The organism is Cytobacillus solani, assembly GCF_006704205.1.
GTDB lineage: Bacteria > Bacillota > Bacilli > Bacillales > Cytobacillaceae > Cytobacillus > Cytobacillus solani.
The window spans coordinates 2,388,038-2,406,152 of sequence record NZ_CP041305.1; the positions used below are offsets into that span (position 1 = coordinate 2,388,038).

An 18,115-nucleotide genomic window follows, 5' to 3' on the forward strand; every position below is an offset into this window, starting at 1 on the left:
GAAAATGATTCAATGAACGAATAGATACGCGTACCCCACAGGCAATTCCATATATTTAAATGACATAACCTAACGAAAAAATAGGTGATTTATTTGCTGAAAGTAATTATTCAAAACAGTACTCTTATAAAAGAATTAACCTTCCCATTTGGCCAAGTATATTTTGGCGGCTATCTTCTTTACAAAGGGAAGTGTTATCAAGCCGAGGATCTTCACAATATTCTTGATGAAGAGGGGTTCTTCCTAAGTGAGCTAAATGAAATACAAGGTGAATTTGTCTTCATACAAGCTGGTCAGAGTGAAGTGACGGCGATTGTTGATCGGAAGCGGAGCATACCACTTTTTTATTATAAAGATGGCTCAGACTGGATTGTAACAGATAAAATTAGTCAAAAACCGGACCAGGTATTCAATCAAACAGCCGTGAAGGAATTTTTATTAACTGGTTTTACCGCAAATGAAAAGACACTTTACGATGGAGTTCATCAAGTTGAAGCTGGTTCATACATTCAGATCCAAGAAGATGGGAAGATTAGAAGCAAAGAGTATTACCAATTTTACCATCAGCCTGTTGAGAAGGACTTAGAGCAATTTAGTTCAGAACTAAAAAATGTTTTTCATCAAGTGTTCGAAGACCTCATTGTCCGTTTAAAGAATAAAGTTCCGATTCTGCCTCTTAGCGGCGGCTATGATTCAAGAATTATCGCCTTATTGCTAAAGGAGTATGGGCTGGAAGATATCGCTTCCTTTACATACGGAAAAAGGGAAAATAAAGAGGCGCTTGTTAGTAAAGATATTGCTGATCGCCTCGGGCTAAAATGGGACTTTGTTGAATACAAGAAGGATGATTGGCATAGCTGGTATCATTCAGCTGAGTGGAGGCAGTATGTGGATTTTGCTGTGAATGGTTCTTCGATGGCTCACCTTCAGGATTGGCCAGCCGTAAGAAAAATCGTTAGCAAGCAGGATCGAGATTATGTGTTCATTCCAGGCCACTCAGGTGATTTCGTTGCAGGAAGCCATTTAGCTTATGAAATCACGGAGGATCGTGCGTTTTCGGCAGATGACGTCGTTCAATTTACCCTTAATAAGCATCATAAGCTTTGGGAAATGGAAAAGGGGCTGCATGAATCTGCTGGGGATGTACTAGCAGAAATCAAACGGTCATTTGGAGACTTGCCATTCCAAACAAATGAGCAGGCGAGTGCTCTATTTGAATACTGGGATTGGAAAGAAAGACAGGCAAAGTTTATTATTAACTCTGTCAGAGTGTATGAGTTTTATGAAAAGGGCTGGGAGATTCCATTATGGGATGATCGGTTAATGGAATTTTTCAAAACCGTTCCTGTCGACCTTCGTTTCAAGAAATACTTATACGATTACACTCTTCATCAAGTGTACCCAGATTATTTTCCAAAGCCAGAAAAGCCAGCAGGCAAGGAAACGTCTTTAAAACAAAAGTATGGTGTCTTTTACAAAACAGCGAAAAAGATCTATAACAAGAAAAAGCTTTATCAAAAGTATTATACAGAGCCGATGGAATGGTACGGCATTTATAAAAGCTATCCTGAATACCTCAGGGCTTTGTCCTTTAAATATGATCGCTTGAAATATTCGCAGCCGTATAATATTAACTCATTTTTAGCAAAAGACTATATTCAAAGCTTGAAAGGTGAATTGAAATGAAAATATTAACGATTCTAGGCGCAAGACCGCAATTTATTAAAGCTGCTCCAGTATCAAGGGTATTACGAAAGCATATGGAGGAAAAGATCATCCACACAGGCCAGCACTATGATGCTAATATGTCTGATATTTTCTTCGAAGAGCTGCATATTCCGAAGCCTGATTATCATCTAGGTGTTGGATCAGGCAACCATGGGAAGCAAACAGGTGAAATGCTTGCGAAAATTGAAGAGATTGTTCTAAATGAACAGCCTGATTATTTAATGGTCTATGGTGATACAAATTCAACATTGGCAGGCGCATTGGTGGCTGCTAAATTGCATGTTCCTGTCATTCATATTGAAGCAGGTCTTAGAAGCTTTAATAAAAAAATGCCGGAAGAAATTAATCGTATTATGACAGACCATGTATCAGAATATTTATTTTGCCCGACAGACACGGCAATTGAAAACTTAACAACTGAAAACATTACTCACAATGTATTTAATATTGGGGATGTGATGTATGATGCCGTGCTTTATAATCGTGAGCTGGCAAAGGAAAAGTCGAATATCCTAGCGGAAGCTGGGTTAACGGCAAAAAATTACCACTTAATTACGATTCACAGAGCGGAAAATACAGATGATATCGAGAATATGAAAAACATCTTAGATGCTTTTTCAAAAATTGAAGAAGTAAAGGTATGGCCGATTCACCCGAGAACGAAGCATAAATTGGCTGATTACGGCTTAAACTTAGGCGATGTCCCTAATTTAAAAGTAATTGATCCTGTTGGTTACCTAGACATGCTGACGCTTGAGGCGAATGCAAAGAAAATCGTGACAGACTCTGGCGGCGTACAAAAAGAGGCTTATTTCATGAAGGTTCCGTGCGTAACGATCCGTGAGCAAACAGAATGGGTTGAAACGCTTAGTGGAGACGCGAATATCTTAACTGGAACAGATACGGAGAAAATCTTAGCTGCTGTGCAAAAAGAGGTTAACCCAGAATATAAAGAAGTATTTGGTGATGGACAAGCCTCTGAAAAAATTGTTGATTTAATCAGCAAAAAGTAGGTGCTGACGAATGTTAGCTATTATTATTTGGCTGGCTGTTCTAACGATTTCAGTCATCCTATTTAAAAAAGTATCTGGGAGCTTGTCACTGTTTAAGCCAAATCTTAATTCTTTAATCTTTTATTATTCCTTGTTTGTTTCCTGTTATATTGGCAGCTTATTAATTGCTCTTGATATCGACCATTATTACATGATTAATAAACTCGACCATGAAGTTTATCGGTATATCGGTTTTGGAGCCGTTTCTTTCGTCATGATTATGCTGCCGCTTTCGATGTTCATCGTCAGCAAGCTTGCAGGCTTTGATGCAAAGAAGGAATTTAATCATTACTTGAAAAAGCCAGTGGAGAATACGTTTACGGAGAAAAATGAGTTCTACCTTATCTTTCTCGGTCTCTCGCTCATTAGTATGCTTGCGGTTGCTTATACTCTATTGAAGACAAGTCAGGTTCCTATTTTGGAGCTGTTAAAAGGGAACTTATCTGATCTGGGCCAACTTCGAATTGATGCAGCAAGGAATTTTCACGGCAAAGTATTAATAAGAAATATTTTTGCGATTGCATTGACCCCTTTGCTGTCCTTAATCGCTTATGTATATACTGTAAAGACAAGACAATTGAAATGGGGATTATTATTCCTGCCTCTTTTCGCCTGTGCGGTCTTAATCAGTGTGTATGATCTATCAAAATCACCGATTATTTTTTACATCATTATGTTTATTTTTGTACAGCTATATGTTGGGAAGCTCGTGCTTAACCGCAGGAAAATTAATAAGTATATCATTAGTGGAGCTGTATTAATCATTTTGATGTACGTGTTTATTCAAGGAGTAAATGATTTAAGTTCCTTCCTGTCCTACTCATCTGGACCAATTGGAAGAATTATTTTAGCTCAAATTGCACCTACCTTCCTGCATTTAAATATTTTTGGGGAGTCGATCCCATTTTTAAATGGCAGCAGTCTCCCATCCATTTTAATCGGCTGGTTCGATATCGAACAGGTGCGTTCGGCTAGACTAGTCATGGCAAACGCGTTTCCTAACCGGATTGAAGACGGGACAGGCGGTGTGCTGAATACGCTTTTCATTGCGGAGGCGTATGCTAATTTCGGCTATTTAGGGATTTTATTCGGGACGATTTATGTCGGCGTACTTATCCAGCTGCTGTATATTATTTTTATCAGGCTTCCGAAAAACCCGGTGTTTTTATGCTTGTTTATTTACTTTTCCATTAACATTCCTCGGACATTAGTAGGTGGATTTGCTGATTTTCTCTTCAATCCAATTTGGATATTTATCACTTGCTTATTCGCTGGAATTCTATTGTTTATAAGAATTCGTTTGGATTTGTTTTCCTTCTTTTTCAAGAAGAAAGCGAGAAACGAGCTATAAGGAGAAAAAATGATGAAATCAGTTTTACTATACTATCCATTTGAGGTAGCCGAGAATGCGAATAGCGGTTCAAAGCTTCGCCCGAAGGAAATTCATAAGGCCTTTCAGCAATGGGGAAGCCGGGAAGGTGTAAATATTCTCTTGCTGTCAGGGAACTCAGCTGAAAGGGAGTCCTTATTTGAGCAATGGAAGGCAGAAGGGAAGCTGGATGATCTTTGGTTCTGCTATATGGAGAACCAAACGATTCCTTTTTGGCTGACCGATAAAGGACATATTCCGAAGAAGCCTTTTATTGATACGAAGGTCATGAAATTTTTAAAACAGCGCCATGTGCCTGTCGGTGTTTTTTACCGTGATGTGTATTGGAAGTTTGATGAGCTTTATCCATTAAAGGGTGCGAAGAAAGCGATTATGAAGACCATCTACCGAATGGAAGAGAATTTCTATAATAAATATTGTGACGTTATTTTCTTGCCTAGCGATGCAATGGGGAAGTTTGTGGATATTAACAGGGAGAAAGTCTCCCTCCCTCCAGGCGGAAAAGAGAGCCAAATCGTTCGAAATGAACGAGTGAACGAAAAGGCTCAAGGGCTATATGTCGGCGGGATTAATAATGAAGATTACGGATTGTTTCTCTTGCTAGATGCACTTCAACTAGCAAATAAAGAAGGCTCTATTTGTGAATTAACGGTTGTTTGCCGTGAGGACGAGTATAAGGGATTGCCTGAGGAAAAGAAGGCACGTTTGCAGGAAATGAATGTAGCGGTAAAGCATGTGAGCGGAGAAGCATTAAATGCTCTTTATCGTGAAATGGACTTTGCCTTTATTCCGAGATATCGCAGTACGTATAATGATTTCTCCGTCCCGGTCAAGCTTGTTGAATACCTTTCTAATGAGCTTCCAGTCATCGCCACATATTGTCAGGCCCAACAAGAAATAATAGAGACAGATGACTATGGCATTATTTGTGAAGACAACTCCACAGCTATGGCAAAGGCAATCGAAAATATGGCAAAAGATGCTGAGCATTATCGAGAAAATATTCAAAAAACGTTCTTGCAAAAGCATTCATGGCTTGCAAGAGTGGAAAAAATAAAGAGCACCCTAATCAAATAATTTGCACGACTTGTGGACAAAACGAGGTGTTTTGTCTTTGTAGGGTGTACATTTTAATGAACGACTTTCTGAGGAGGACATATGAAAGTTTTAATTTTGGCTCCAAGTAAATCGATACACACACATAAGTGGGCCTTGTTTTATAAAGATAAGGAGATCGATGTGAAGGTTGTAACGTTTTTCGATCATTATTCTGCGGAAAATGCGAAAGAAGTAGATACGATTACTCTTCCTAAGCTTTTACCAGGGAAGCTATCTTATATTTCAAGCGTTTTCGCACTGAAAAAAATCTTAAAACAATTCAAACCTGATATTCTGCACGCTCACTATGTGTCAAGCTATGGATTTATTGGCGCATTGGCAAATTACAAGCCTTATTATGTTTCTGTTTGGGGAAGAGATATTTTCCAATTTCCTCAGCAAGGCAGTGTGAATCGAAAAATTGTTGATTACACATTATCGAAGACTGATGTTGTTTGTTCTACAAGTCATATCATGGCTAAAGAAACAAATAAGTATACAGATAAAAAGGTTTTTGTCACTCCATTCGGTGTGGATCTGAATAAATTCAAGCCAATACCCGGGTTGAGATCAGACGATCAAATTACGATAGGTACGGTTAAGGCGTTATCAGATAAATATGGCATTGGGGATTTAATTAAAGCCTTTGCCACGATTTACTCCAGCAAGAAAAATGCCCAGCTGCTAATTGTTGGAGATGGGCCGCAACGAAGTGAATATGAACAATTAACAAAAGAGCTGAAAATTGATCATGTCACTACTTTTACGGGCAGAGTACCAAATGACAAAGTACCTGAATACATAAATAAAATGGATGTGTTCGGGGTTCCTTCTACAGAGGACAGTGAAAGCTTTGGGGTTGCTGCAGTAGAATCGATGGCATGCGGTGTTCCTGTCGTTGTTTCTAATGTCGGCGGCCTGCCTGAGGTTGTTCTCGAGGGCAAGACAGGGTATGTAGTGCCAAAAGAAAATCCGGAAGAATTAGCGAAAGCGATTCTATCTTTAGTAGAAGATAAAGAAAAAAGCCAAGCGATGGGTCTTGCGGGCATTGACCATGTAAAGGCAAATTATAACTGGGTTGATAACGCGAATGGCATGCTTAAGCTTTATGACCAAACCTTGAAAAAGGGGATGAAATCATGATTAAAAAGGCAGTTATTCCTGCGGCAGGCTTAGGGACAAGATTTTTGCCTGCGACAAAGGCACAGCCAAAGGAAATGCTTCCGATTGTAGATAAGCCAACGATTCAATACATTATTGAAGAAGCGGTTGAGTCGGGAATCGAAGATATCATTATTGTAACAGGAAGAAGTAAACGAGCGATTGAGGATCATTTTGATAAATCCGTCGAGCTAGAATTGCTTCTTGAGAGAACAGGTAAGCATGAGATGCTCGAGATCGTTGAGAATATTTCTAACCTCGTTGATATTCACTATGTAAGACAAAAGGAGCCACTAGGCTTAGGCCATGCGGTCCTATGTGCGAAGAAATTTATTGGCAATGAACCTTTTGCTGTATTGCTTGGCGATGACATTGTCGATAGTGAGGTTCCTGCGTTAAAGCAAATGATTGATCAATATAATGAGGTTCATTCAAGCATTCTTGGCTGTAATGAGGTTCCTCGTTCAGAAGTGAATAAGTATGGAATTGTGAATTACTCAGAAAATACAGGGGATCTTTTCAAGGTGGAAAGTTTAGTTGAAAAGCCTGCTATTGAAGAAGCGCCATCCACACAGGCGATTGTTGGACGATACATTTTATCGCCAGCGATTTTTGATTTGCTTGAACAGGTACAGCCTGATAAAAAAGGCGAAATCCAGCTCACAGATGCAATTGATCGATTGCTTGGACAGGAATCGATTTATTCTTATATCATCCAAGGCAACCGCTATGATGTCGGAGATAAGTTTGGATTTTTACAAGCGTCCATCGATTTCGCATTGAAGCGTCCGGATCTTAAAGATAAGCTAGAAGCTTATATTAAACAAATTCATGTTAAGTAATGGAGATGGGAAAATGAGAGTGATTTATCTATGCCAGCATTTTCCCCCTGAAACAGGTGCCCCTCAAATTCGAGTATACGAAGTAAGTAAAGAGCTAATTAGCAGAGGTCATCAGGTGGAAGTATTAACAGCATTTCCTCATCATCCTCATGGAATTATTCCAGAGGAGTATAAAGGAAAATTCTATATGTATGAGGATTGGGATGGGATTCCTGTTCACCGTTCATGGATTTACCCATCTCCGAAAGGAAGCTTCTGGAAGCGGCTTGCTTCTTATTTTTCCTTTACACTCAGTGCGTTTTATTCGCTCATGAAGGCAAAACCGACCGATGTGATCATTTGTAATTCGCCACCGCTTTTTCTCGGCATCACCGGTTATCTCGGGGCTAAAATGAAACGGGCTAAATTTGTCTTCAACGTAGCGGATATTTGGCCAGAATCTGCAGTTGAATTAGGGATTTTAAAAAATAAATCGTTTATCCGCTTAGCGGAGTGGCTTGAAAAATTTCTTTATAAAAAGTCGTGGAAAATTGCGACTGCAACTGAAGGAATTAAGGATTATATGATCCGTAAAGGGAAAGACGATTCAGATGTTTTCCTACTTCCGAATGGCGTGAATACGGAGACATTCAAGCCGATTCCAAAAGATGAGAGCTTGTTAAGTGAGATTGGCATACAAGGGAAAAAGGTATTTATGTATGCTGGAGCACTCGGTTATGCACAGGGATTAGATTCGGTATTGGAAGCGGCTCTCTTGTTATTGGACAAGCAGCAAGATGTCCACTTTCTTTTTGTTGGTGATGGCCAAGAGCGCGAGAAGCTTGTAAAAATGAAAGAAGACTTAGGGCTGGAAAATGTGACGTTTTATGGATCCGTTCCCGTTTCTGAAATGCCAAGAATGTTTTCAATTGCCGACTTTAGTGTCGTTTCCTTAAGAAATATTGAGCTTTTCAAAGGAGCAAGACCTTCGAAGATTTTCCCTGCCATTTCCTCAGGCGTTCCCGTACTTTATTGCGGAGATGGGGAGAGCGCAGCAATTCTTGAAGAATACAATTGCGGAAAAATTGCTCCTCCAGAGAATCCTGAAGGAATCGCAAATGCGATTTCAGAGTTAATGACGATATCTGATGATGAATATCAAGCGATGAGTGAAAATGGTCGTAAGCTTGCGATCGAACAATATTCATGGAAAAGCATTGTAGATGAAATTCTAGATAACATAGAAATCAAGGAAAAAAAGAAAGCCAATTCCTAGGTAGGAATTGGCTTTCTTCTTGCTGGAGGGCATGTTAGTGGGGGAAGGAGAAGGAGAGGGGTGCAGACATGTGCCCGCGAAAGCCAGAAACTCGAAAGCACGGTAACAAGAGAAAGGAACATGTGCCCGCGAAAGCCAGAAACTCGAAGACACGGTAACAAGAGAAGGCAACATGTGCCCGCGAAAGCCAGAAACTCGAAGACACGGTAACAAGAGAAGGCAACATGTGCCCGCGAAAGCCAGAAACTCGAAGACACGGTAACAAGAGAAGGCAACATGTGCCCGCGAAAGCCAAAAACTCGAAGACACGGTAACAAGAGAAGGCAACATGTGCCCGCGGAAGCCAGAAACTCGAAGGCACGGTAACAAGAGAAGGCAACAAGTGCCCGCGGAAGCCAGAAACTTGAAGGCATGGTAACAAGAGAAGGCAACAAGTGCCCGCGAAAGCCAGAAACTCGAAGACACGGTTACAAAAGAAGACGCTCGTTTGTCTATAAAGTGAAGTAAGGGAATTCCATCTTCTAATATGAAACAGAAAACGCCTGGAGTGATTTCTCATTCTCCAAGCGCTTTTGCCTTTATTTTGAAACCGTTGTTCCTTGGAAATAGTGGGTAAGGATTTGTACAGCAGTCCAGCCCTTTTCTGCATAGCCACGTGCGCCGTATTGGCTCATTCCAATTCGGTGTCCCCAGCCTTTTCCATTAAGGGTTACAGAGGTAATGCCTGTTCCGCCTTCATTAGAAACAACCCCACCAGCAGTTTGGATCGATACCTTTGAATCTGAAAGGGAAACTTCGCCATTTGCCGTTTGCACCTTTTGTCCTTTTAGATCCTTAATGGTTTCAGTGCCGTTAGCTGTTTGAACAGATAGCTCCGTTGGTGAGCCATTTACCTGAATATCAAACCAGTTTGAGTATAATTGATTATAAAGGTTTGCATCGGGCAGAGGGAATAGTTTACGAATCACTGCTTCATTTCCAGTGACTGTTTTATCGCCTGCAGAAGTCTTCAGTGTTACTCCGCGAACTTCGCCGTTTGCGCCTGTTTTAGCTAAGGTGATATCAAGGATTTGGGCTGATTCAGCAAATCCGAATGATTTTAACACTTGTGCAGCCGTAAATGTTTCACTCCAGCTGCTGTATGGAGAATTTTCATATGGATCTTCAACAGATACTAAATAAGGAAAATCGGATTGTCTAGAGTTCCATACATCTCCAACATTTGCCGTTCGGCCGCCGCTTGTTGAAAAGAAGAAGGTTTGAATCGGTTTGCCATTATATTTAACTAAAAGCCCTTCTGTTTCTTTAATGGCGGCATTTGTCCGAGCATCCTCTCCAGAATACCCTCGGTATACCTGGCTTGCCGCAGTCGTTGTTAGCATAATTGAATTTGCCGCATAGCTTCGAGCAGAAATGGCTTGTGCCTTTAAAGCCTCTTTATGCCAGGAAGCAGGCATTTCGCTAGGAACTACACCCTTTAAATAGTCTTCCATATCAAGAATATTAATGACTTCTATTTTACTGCCGTTTGGTTTCAAAAAGAAACTGCCGCGGTAAGTCACCCCATTGCTTACTCTTGCTAGAGATAGACTACTGCTGATCTGCTCTTGAACATCAAAACCTTTAGCAGAGCTTTCGGTAAAGCCAGTGTAGCTTACAGTTACTCCAGCGCTATCCTTTTTAACACTAATCGTCGTGTTTGGCGGTACTTGCGTAACATTTCCTGTATCTTTATTGCTAAGCTGATATGAGCCGTTTAAAGAGAGAGTCACATTTGCATTTAAAAGAATCGATACATTTACTTTGGTTGGGTAGTTTACTAGTTCTGCTGCTTTCGAGTCAGTTGGTAAATAGACTAGTAGCAATAGTAGACTAGCAAAAATGGAAATAAATTTCTTCAATTTATTTCACCTCGCTAAGATTGCCGATTACCCATCCTTTGATTCCGCCAGCTGTTTGAACATTATGCCAAACCTCGCCAGCAGCATTTGTGAAGGAGGAAATGTATTTTAACGTTGTCCCTTTTGGAATCACTTGAAGGGATGCATAGCTTGTCGTCGCTCCTTTACGCAAATTCACATCTCCAAATGTCACGACGGTTTTCTCTGCATTCGCTGGCTTTTCAACAGAAACGTCTCCAGAAAATACCCATCCTTTTAACGTAGAAGAAAGTTCAACACGATACCAAAGACCTGTTGCAGATTTATGTGAATCAATAACCTTCAATGAAGAGCCACTTGCTCTAGTAGCAACTACTTTATAGTCTTTTGTTGCTCCAGAATGAATGTTAACTGTTCCCTTAGCATAAACAGCTGAAGGCAGCTCTCCAGTAACTGGTGGAGTAACAGGCGGTGGTGTTGTCCCCGGCTGAGAAATTTGAGCTTTCAGATTATTTATTTCCTGCTGCTGTGAGGAAATCTTTGATTCTAGTTCGGAAATCTTCGTTTTCATTGGATTTAATTGAGAAGTCACCCAATCAACACTTGCTAATACAACGTTACTTGAGGCTTTCATTACTTGAGGAGTCGAAATAACCGCACCCGCTCCGAGGCCCAGCGTTAACACACCTGCTGCCATTAACTTTTTTGATCGATTCATCTTTTTTCCTCCTTTTATATAAAAAACAAAAACTATTAGTCCTAAAAAAGGATAACTCTGAAAAATGAGACATTCGTCCATGAAAAAAATTTGGGTAACTAATAAAAATTACCCAAATTTATATTCCTATAGTAGATTAGCATAAATATTCGTTATGGAAAATAGTTTACAAGTATTTAGAAATTGTTAAAGTATTCCTCGAGCCCATTGGTAATTCCAACCGCTGCTTTTTTGCGGAAATCGCTAGAATTCAGCAATTTTTCTTCTTTCGGATTAGAAATGAAAGCGAGTTCTACTAAAATACTTGGCAGGTCATTCATACGGTTTACATAGAAGTTTTGTTCCTTAACGCCTCGATTATAAGTGCTAAGTGAAGAAATCATACTTTTTTGAACGGCGCTACCTAATGTTTTGCTTCGCGGTCCGTTAAAATTAACCGTTGAATTATAATAAGTTGTTGACCCATTAGATGATGCAGAGAAGGAATCTGCATGAACGCTAATGAATGCATCTGCAGTCGATTTGTTGGCAATTGCTGTTCGCTCAGCTAATTCTAGGAAAACATCAGTGCTGCGAGTAAGGATGACAGTTGCTCCGTATTTTTCTATTTCCTCTTTAAGAGCTAATGCAGTTGCTAGAACAACATCCTTTTCTTTTATTCCAGAAGGACCTACTGCCCCAGAATCCTTTCCGCCATGACCAGCATCGACGATAATTGTTTTTCCTTTCATACCGAATGGAACAATTTTAATAGATAGCTTGTCATTATAATTTCTCATCGTAAAGGAGTATCCTGGTTCAAACGTTATCACGACTGATTTTTCAGCCCCTGAAGCGAAGGTTTCGACGGATTGAATTCCAGGAATTTTTCCAGAAGGCAGCTCAACATCTGTTAATCCTCCTGTCAGCTTTAAGCGATTGGAAGACAGTGTTGTGTAAGAAACGGAAAAATTACTCGCTTTTTTCCAGTTTAAGTATTGATCTCCACCCGAAGTAGTTACTGTTGGCGATAATAGCTTCTTAGATACTAATTGAAAGGAAGCCATATCAGAGCTTAGAACCCATCCCTTTTTTCCAGAAGAGCTCAAAATATTGATCCATTGCTGGCCAAGAGAGTTCTTGAACTCACCAAGGATTGTTATTGTCGTATTCTTTTTCAGAACTTCTACCACTTTATATTGAGTGGATGCACCTGAACGCAGATTCGTATTTGATGTACTGACCGTGTACTTTGAACCAACAGCATATGTATTAGTAGTCTGTGTTGAAACAATCGTTTCACTGATCCATGCTAATTGATTGGAGCTTGTCAGTACTTGATACCATAAGTGGCCATCTGAACCCTTTTCAGATTTTACTGCTTTTAAAAGTGTTCCTTTTGTTGCCTGATCCATAATTGAATAGCTCGTGGATGGACCGCTCCTTAAATTAGCTACATCGGCAGTTACATACAAATCAAGATTCAATGATTCAGACGTACTAACTGATTCTGCTGGAATCCAGCCCGCTAATGAAGCATTTACCTCTACTCTTAGCCAAGCTGTACCGTCTGTATGGGTAAAGTGATCGATAACTTTTACTTTCTGGTTTAATGAAAGCTTGTAGACGGATGCGTAAGAGGTAGTTGCTCCTTTTCTGACATCCAGCCCATTTTGCCCGCTATAAACATAGCTGCCAATATCGGGGAGATCCGTTGTTTCAGACCCTGGAGGGCTTGGCGGATTAGCAGTTGAATCAAAGGCATCCCCATGAATCCAGCCTTTTACGGATCCTAGATCAGCACGGTACCATGTTTCTCCAGCTGCATTTTTAAACGTATCAATAATGTTTACTTTTTGATTCTGATAAACATATGTAACGATGCTGTATGAATCAGTTGCCCCTTTTCGAACCGGAGCCTTTGCCGCATAAATTGTTTTGACTTCTGTACTTGGAGGAGCAGGCTTATAATCATTAGATGGTGCGACATAATCTTGGATTACCCAGCCTTTTACGGAGCCAAGCTCAATCCGATACCAAAGTTCCCCTTTGCTGTTTGTAAAGCTATCAATCACTTTGACTACTGTGTTTTTTGAAAGTTTTGTGACTACTTGATAAGAAGTAGTAGCGCCCTTCCGAATGTTTACATTATTTTCAGTAATTAAAGCGTTCTTACCTGTTTGAATCATACTGCTGTTTATTTGTTCTACTAACGTATTTGCCGGTGTATCAAGGCTTTCTGCTTGTACGATGGCAGGAAAGAGAGCAGCAGTAGCAAGAACAGAAGAAGCAATCAGTTTTTTCAAAATTTTTTCCCTCCGTCGACAAAATTATATTTCCGTATCTTATTCTAGCGAACTTTGTCTAATGTTCCAACTATAAATACTAAATATAGTTATTTATTATTAGAAAAATATAGATAGCAATGGATGTAGAGGGGGTATTCTGGAGATTTTATACAAAAAAAGCCTGTGGCACGTTTTCACGTTTACACAGGCTTGTATTATATTAATCTAGTATTCTTCGTTATCCGTATCTTGTTCTGATTGCGAATTTTGAGAAGGCTGGTCATTTGTTCTTACTGTTTTCTTCGTATTTGTTAAGCTGTCATTTAATATTGTGCTTACTTCATCAATAGAGTCATCATCAGGAATATAATAATAAACGCCATTAATGTATTCATCTTCGCCTTCTATTGTTAAGTTCTGAATTTCTGTATTCTTTATTTTGCTATATAGTTTTATGAAATTTGCAAATTTAGACGGGGGAATGTTTGTTTTTACATTCTCTCCTAAGTCACCTAATATATCATTAATTTTTGTAATCGTACCGAAGGATGTTCCTTTATCAATAATGGCCTTGATTACTTCCTTCTGTCTTTCGTTTCGGCCTTTATCCCCTTGTGGATCCTTTTTTCTCATTCTTACATAGGCAAGAGCTTCATTCCCATTTAGATCCATTGGACCTTCATAAAAGGTTTTCCACTTTAAGCTGCCTGTAAGCTGTGATTTAAATGTAAATGGAACATTTACTTCCACTCCGCCAAGTGTGTCAACGATATCTTCAAATCCGTCAAAGTTCGTCGTAATATAATAATCAATTGGCACATCTAGCAGCTCATCAATCGTTTCAATTGTTGATTCAACGCCGCCGTAGCTAAAGGACTCAGTAATTTTTGTTTTCTTTCCAGCCGCCGGAACCATAATTCGTGTGTCACGAGGAATACTTAACATGGATACTTCTTCTGTAATTGGATTAACGGTTACAAGCAGAAGTACATCTGATCGCTGTCCGCCACCTTGTTCTTCAATTCCTAATAATAGGATATTAAAAGGCTCTTTCGTAATCTTAACCTCTTCTGTTCGATGATTTTCTACTTTTTCACGATCAATTTCTTGGTAAATATTATCAGTAGCCTTTTTTGCGTGGTAAGCAATATCAAATGCAAAATACGATCCGCCACCAACTAAAAGGAGCAGGATTAAAAGGACAAAGGTGCGCCAAAAACGCTTCTTCTTGCTTTTTCTCCTATTTGACCTAAGATTAGACATTTTATCCCCACTTTTTGTTTTAATAGTAAAGAAACTTTAGTGACTGTATTCTTTGTATGTTCTATTTGTTACATTAAAAAAGACACATATTGCAGGCTGGCTTTGTTAAACGCAAGTAAATCAATAGTTAATTTTACCGAAATTATCAGTAATCGTAAATATAATTATTTTTCCACGTCTTCTTCCAAATATAACAAGGCGCCTTCTGTAATTTCTCCCTGTCCATTCGTTAGCTCAATCATCCATTCTGTAAAGGCAGCTGTTTGTTCTTCCTCCACAAATGTTTCGATCTCTACCGTATCTAAATAATGGATTTCCTTAAGCGCATAGATAGAGGAGCGAAGTTCGTTTTCGAGCTTTCCAAGCCAAGTATAGTCCACCTTCGTATGCATAACCTGCATGAGCTTTCTTTCAACAATCCCAGTTGCATCAATGCCTTCTGAGGTAGATTTCCCATAAGCACGAATAAGGCCGCCTGCTCCAAGCTTGATTCCTCCGAAGTACCGAGTAATGACAACAACCGTATCTTTCAATTGCTTTTTCTTGAGTACTTCAAGGATGGGAACGCCTGCGGTTCCGCTCGGTTCACCATCATCATTTGCTTTTTGGATCTGATCATTTTCTCCAATCATATAGGCAGAGCAATTATGTGTGGCATCCCAATTTTGTTTTTTTATTTTTTGGATAAATTCTTGTGCTTCTTCTTCCGATTCCGCTCTTTCAACATAAGCGATAAATCGCGATTTTTGGATGATGATTTCGTGTTCTCCGTAACCTTTTACAGTATAGTAACGGGGCAGCATATAACCGCTCCTTTCCAATCTAATTCGCCTTTCTTCATTATAATTCGACAAGTTGTAAAACTTCAATTATAAGCTGAATGTAATGAAACTTTAATATTGTAAAAAAGTCTCCGTGTTATAATAACAATATTCAAATGGTAGGAACCTTCTATAAATAAGTTATTCACTGAATATAGTTGGCTAATAAAGATAATTTATGGTCATATTATAGGATATAAGTCATATGTATGAAACATAATACTAAGTCTTTTTACGGAATTTTGCCCATTTTAGCCTGTTTTTAAGTGTTCAGAGATAGTATAACAAGCCATTTCAAGCTAGAATAAAAGGGATTAGTGGAAGAAATTTGTTTAAAAGTAGGTCTATGCTGGGTAGAAGAGAAGCATTTACAGTACATAAGCTTTTTTCATAAGCTATACAGTCCATAGGTCGCTAAGCGTATGCTTTTCGATTGGAGGATATTTAATGAGCAAAAAAAAGAAACTTGATACAAAGACGCTTGATTTAATATTAGAAAAAATGATTGACACGGTTGACATTAGCAAGAACGAAATTTTTCGTATTGGTGAGCAATGCCGCAAGGATCATATGACTTTAAGTGATGAGCTTAAAGCAATGAAGGAGCAAGTTGCGAAGACCATTAGCGAAGGGGACAGGCTCGATGTTCAAACGCGTTTTGCGAGAAAACGTCTTTCTGAAGTAAGCATGCACTTTAAGGATTATACTGAAGCGGAAGTACGAGATGCATATGAAAAAGCTCATCAGCTGCAAATGAATTATTCCATGAACCAGCAAATAGAAAAGCAGCTTCGGGATCGACGCGATGATATTGAAAGAAGGCTTATTGGCTTACAGGAAACGATTGAGCGTGCAGAACATCTCATTTCCCAAATTACGGTCGTTATGAATTATTTAACAAGCGATCTCCAGCAAGTTGGTGAAATGCTCGAGGATGCCAAGATGAAACAAGACTTCGGGTTGAAAATCATCGCTGCGCAAGAAGAAGAGCGAAAACGTGTATCTAGGGAAATTCATGACGGTCCAGCGCAAATGATGGCAAATGTCATGATGCGTTCGGATTTAATTGAACGAGTATACCGGGAAAGAGGCAGCAATGAAGCATTCAAGGAAATTCGCGACCTGAAAAAAATGGTCCGAAATGCACTATATGAAGTGCGGAGGATTATTTATGACCTGCGTCCGATGGCTCTTGACGATTTAGGCTTAGTTCCGACCCTCAAAAAATACTTGCAGACAACCGAAGAATATCATAAGAAAACAAAAATTGTCTTTGCAAATTTAAAAGAAGAAAAGAGACTCCCAGCAAATTATGAAGTGGCTCTATTTCGACTCATCCAAGAATCTGTACAGAATGCGATTAAACATGCTCGGCCATCAGAAATACAAGTGAAGCTTGAAATCGATAAGTCCAAAGTTTCTGCTATCATTAAAGATGATGGGATCGGCTTTGATACCTCTCAGAAAAAGACAAATTCCTTTGGCTTGATCGGCATGAGAGAAAGGGTCGAGCTATTAGAAGGCGAGCTGTCCATTGATTCAAAAATAGGAAAAGGGACAGTTGTTCTCATTCAGGTTCCTATTATTTGTGACTCGAATAATTGAGGATAGTAGAGGGGAACGGAATAATTATTTCGCAAAGATAGTAGCAAATTTTAAAGAGAAATAAGAAATTACTTAGATAAAATCTATGTGAAGAATGTAGGAGGGGAAAAAATGACTACAAAGATTGTCATAATTGATGACCACCAATTATTTAGAGAAGGCGTAAAACGCATTTTAGATTTTGAAAAATCGTTTGAGGTAGTAGCTGAAGGGGATGATGGAAGTGAAGCTCTTTCCATCGTTGAACAGCACCAACCAGACGTCATTATTATGGATATTAATATGCCGAGTACAAATGGTGTTGAGGCTACACGCCAGCTGATTGAAAAATTCCCTGAATCAAAGGTGATTATTCTTTCCATTCATGATGATGAAAATTATGTTTCGCATGCATTGAAGACAGGCGCAAGCGGCTATCTATTGAAGGAAATGGATGCAGACGCATTAATTGAAGCTGTCAAAGTAGTAGCCGATGGCGGTTCATACTTACATCCAAAGGTAACCCATAATCTTGTAAATGAATACCGCAGACTTGCGTTAGAGGAAGCAGGACAAGGTCAATCTCACATGCCGCGCGTAGAAATTCGCCGTCCGCTTCATCTGCTAACTCGCCGCGAATGCGAAGTACTCCAGCTGCTAGCAGATGGAAAAAGCAACCGTGGAATTGGTGAAGCCATCTTCATTAGTGAAAAAACGGTTAAAAACCACGTCAGCAATATTTTACAAAAAATGAACGTAAACGACCGTACACAAGCCGTAGTTGTCGCAATTAAAAATGGCTGGGTAGAAGTTCGGTAGTACGTTATTGAGAAAAGAGCTGTTGCATAAAAATGCAAGGGCTCTTTTTTATGTGAGTGGATTGGGTTTATATGAGTAAATTTACTATATTAGGCTTTGGACAGGATTGGCGATTTTAAGGGTAATCGATTCCGAATTAAAGCCGAGTTCAGACAGGATTGGTTAAGATAAGAGAGAGCGAGTCTGAACAAGAGTCAAGTTCGGACAGTTTAGGTGAAAACAAGAGAGATCGAGTCT

At 39.4% G+C, this 18,115-nt stretch carries 14 protein-coding genes; 9 read left to right on the top strand and 5 right to left on the bottom strand.

Annotated features, from left to right (window positions below; all coding sequences use genetic code 11):
• Window positions 1-93 precede the first annotated feature (93 nt).
• From FI644_RS12030 to FI644_RS12060, 7 genes are all read left to right on the top strand, one after another.
• Window positions 94-1,686 (top strand): asparagine synthase C-terminal domain-containing protein, encoded by a 1,593-nt coding sequence (locus FI644_RS12030; RefSeq protein WP_181758193.1) that lies wholly within the window; start codon window positions 94-96, stop codon window positions 1,684-1,686.
• Window positions 1,683-2,741, top strand: a complete 1,059-nt coding sequence (gene wecB, locus FI644_RS12035) for a non-hydrolyzing UDP-N-acetylglucosamine 2-epimerase (protein ID WP_053478721.1) — start codon at window positions 1,683-1,685, stop codon at window positions 2,739-2,741. Before FI644_RS12030 ends, wecB begins: the two co-directional genes overlap by 4 nt.
• A gap of 10 nt (window positions 2,742-2,751) precedes the next feature.
• On the top strand, window positions 2,752-4,131 hold the full coding sequence (locus FI644_RS12040; RefSeq protein WP_053478722.1) for an O-antigen polymerase: 1,380 nt from the start codon (window positions 2,752-2,754) through the stop codon (window positions 4,129-4,131).
• A gap of 9 nt (window positions 4,132-4,140) precedes the next feature.
• On the top strand, window positions 4,141-5,247 hold the full coding sequence (locus FI644_RS12045; RefSeq protein ID WP_053478723.1) for a glycosyltransferase: 1,107 nt from the start codon (window positions 4,141-4,143) through the stop codon (window positions 5,245-5,247).
• An 81-nt stretch (window positions 5,248-5,328) separates the two neighbouring features.
• A complete protein-coding gene (locus tag FI644_RS12050; protein ID WP_142108392.1) occupies window positions 5,329-6,411 on the top strand; it encodes a glycosyltransferase in 1,083 nt (360 codons plus the stop codon).
• Window positions 6,408-7,271 (top strand): UTP--glucose-1-phosphate uridylyltransferase GalU, encoded by an 864-nt coding sequence (gene galU, locus FI644_RS12055; protein WP_053478725.1) that lies wholly within the window; start codon window positions 6,408-6,410, stop codon window positions 7,269-7,271. The genes FI644_RS12050 and galU overlap by 4 nt, the downstream gene beginning before the upstream one ends.
• Window positions 7,272-7,284: 13 nt before the next feature.
• A complete protein-coding gene (locus tag FI644_RS12060; protein WP_142108393.1) occupies window positions 7,285-8,526 on the top strand; it encodes a glycosyltransferase family 4 protein in 1,242 nt (413 codons plus the stop codon).
• A gap of 578 nt (window positions 8,527-9,104) precedes the next feature.
• Here the strand turns inward: FI644_RS12060 and FI644_RS12065 are convergent.
• The 5 genes from FI644_RS12065 to FI644_RS12085 form a co-directional block, all read right to left on the bottom strand.
• On the bottom strand, window positions 9,105-10,427 hold the full coding sequence (locus FI644_RS12065) for a SpoIID/LytB domain-containing protein (RefSeq protein ID WP_142108394.1): 1,323 nt from the start codon (window positions 10,425-10,427) through the stop codon (window positions 9,105-9,107).
• 1 nt (window position 10,428) lies between these two features.
• A complete protein-coding gene (locus FI644_RS12070) occupies window positions 10,429-11,124 on the bottom strand; it encodes an SH3 domain-containing protein (protein ID WP_053478728.1) in 696 nt (231 codons plus the stop codon).
• Between the two features lie 176 nt (window positions 11,125-11,300).
• Window positions 11,301-13,409: an N-acetylmuramoyl-L-alanine amidase gene (locus FI644_RS12075; protein ID WP_075209244.1), complete on the bottom strand. Its 2,109-nt coding sequence runs from the start codon at window positions 13,407-13,409 to the stop codon at window positions 11,301-11,303.
• Window positions 13,410-13,616: 207 nt separating this feature from the next.
• Window positions 13,617-14,654 (bottom strand): LCP family protein, encoded by a 1,038-nt coding sequence (locus tag FI644_RS12080; RefSeq protein WP_053478729.1) that lies wholly within the window; start codon window positions 14,652-14,654, stop codon window positions 13,617-13,619.
• Between the two features lie 164 nt (window positions 14,655-14,818).
• On the bottom strand, window positions 14,819-15,457 hold the full coding sequence (locus FI644_RS12085) for a YigZ family protein (RefSeq protein WP_053478730.1): 639 nt from the start codon (window positions 15,455-15,457) through the stop codon (window positions 14,819-14,821).
• A 465-nt stretch (window positions 15,458-15,922) separates the two neighbouring features.
• On the opposite strand from FI644_RS12085, the gene FI644_RS12090 reads away from it, so the two are divergent.
• Window positions 15,923-17,080 carry a sensor histidine kinase gene (locus tag FI644_RS12090; RefSeq protein ID WP_053478731.1) on the top strand — a complete coding sequence of 386 codons (1,158 nt, stop codon included), beginning with the start codon at window positions 15,923-15,925 and terminating at the stop codon, window positions 17,078-17,080.
• 111 nt (window positions 17,081-17,191) lie between these two features.
• The gene (locus tag FI644_RS12095) at window positions 17,192-17,878 is read left to right on the top strand and encodes a response regulator (RefSeq protein ID WP_053478732.1); all 687 of its coding nucleotides are present in this window, start codon (window positions 17,192-17,194) and stop codon (window positions 17,876-17,878) included.
• The last annotated feature ends 237 nt before the right edge of the window (window positions 17,879-18,115 follow it).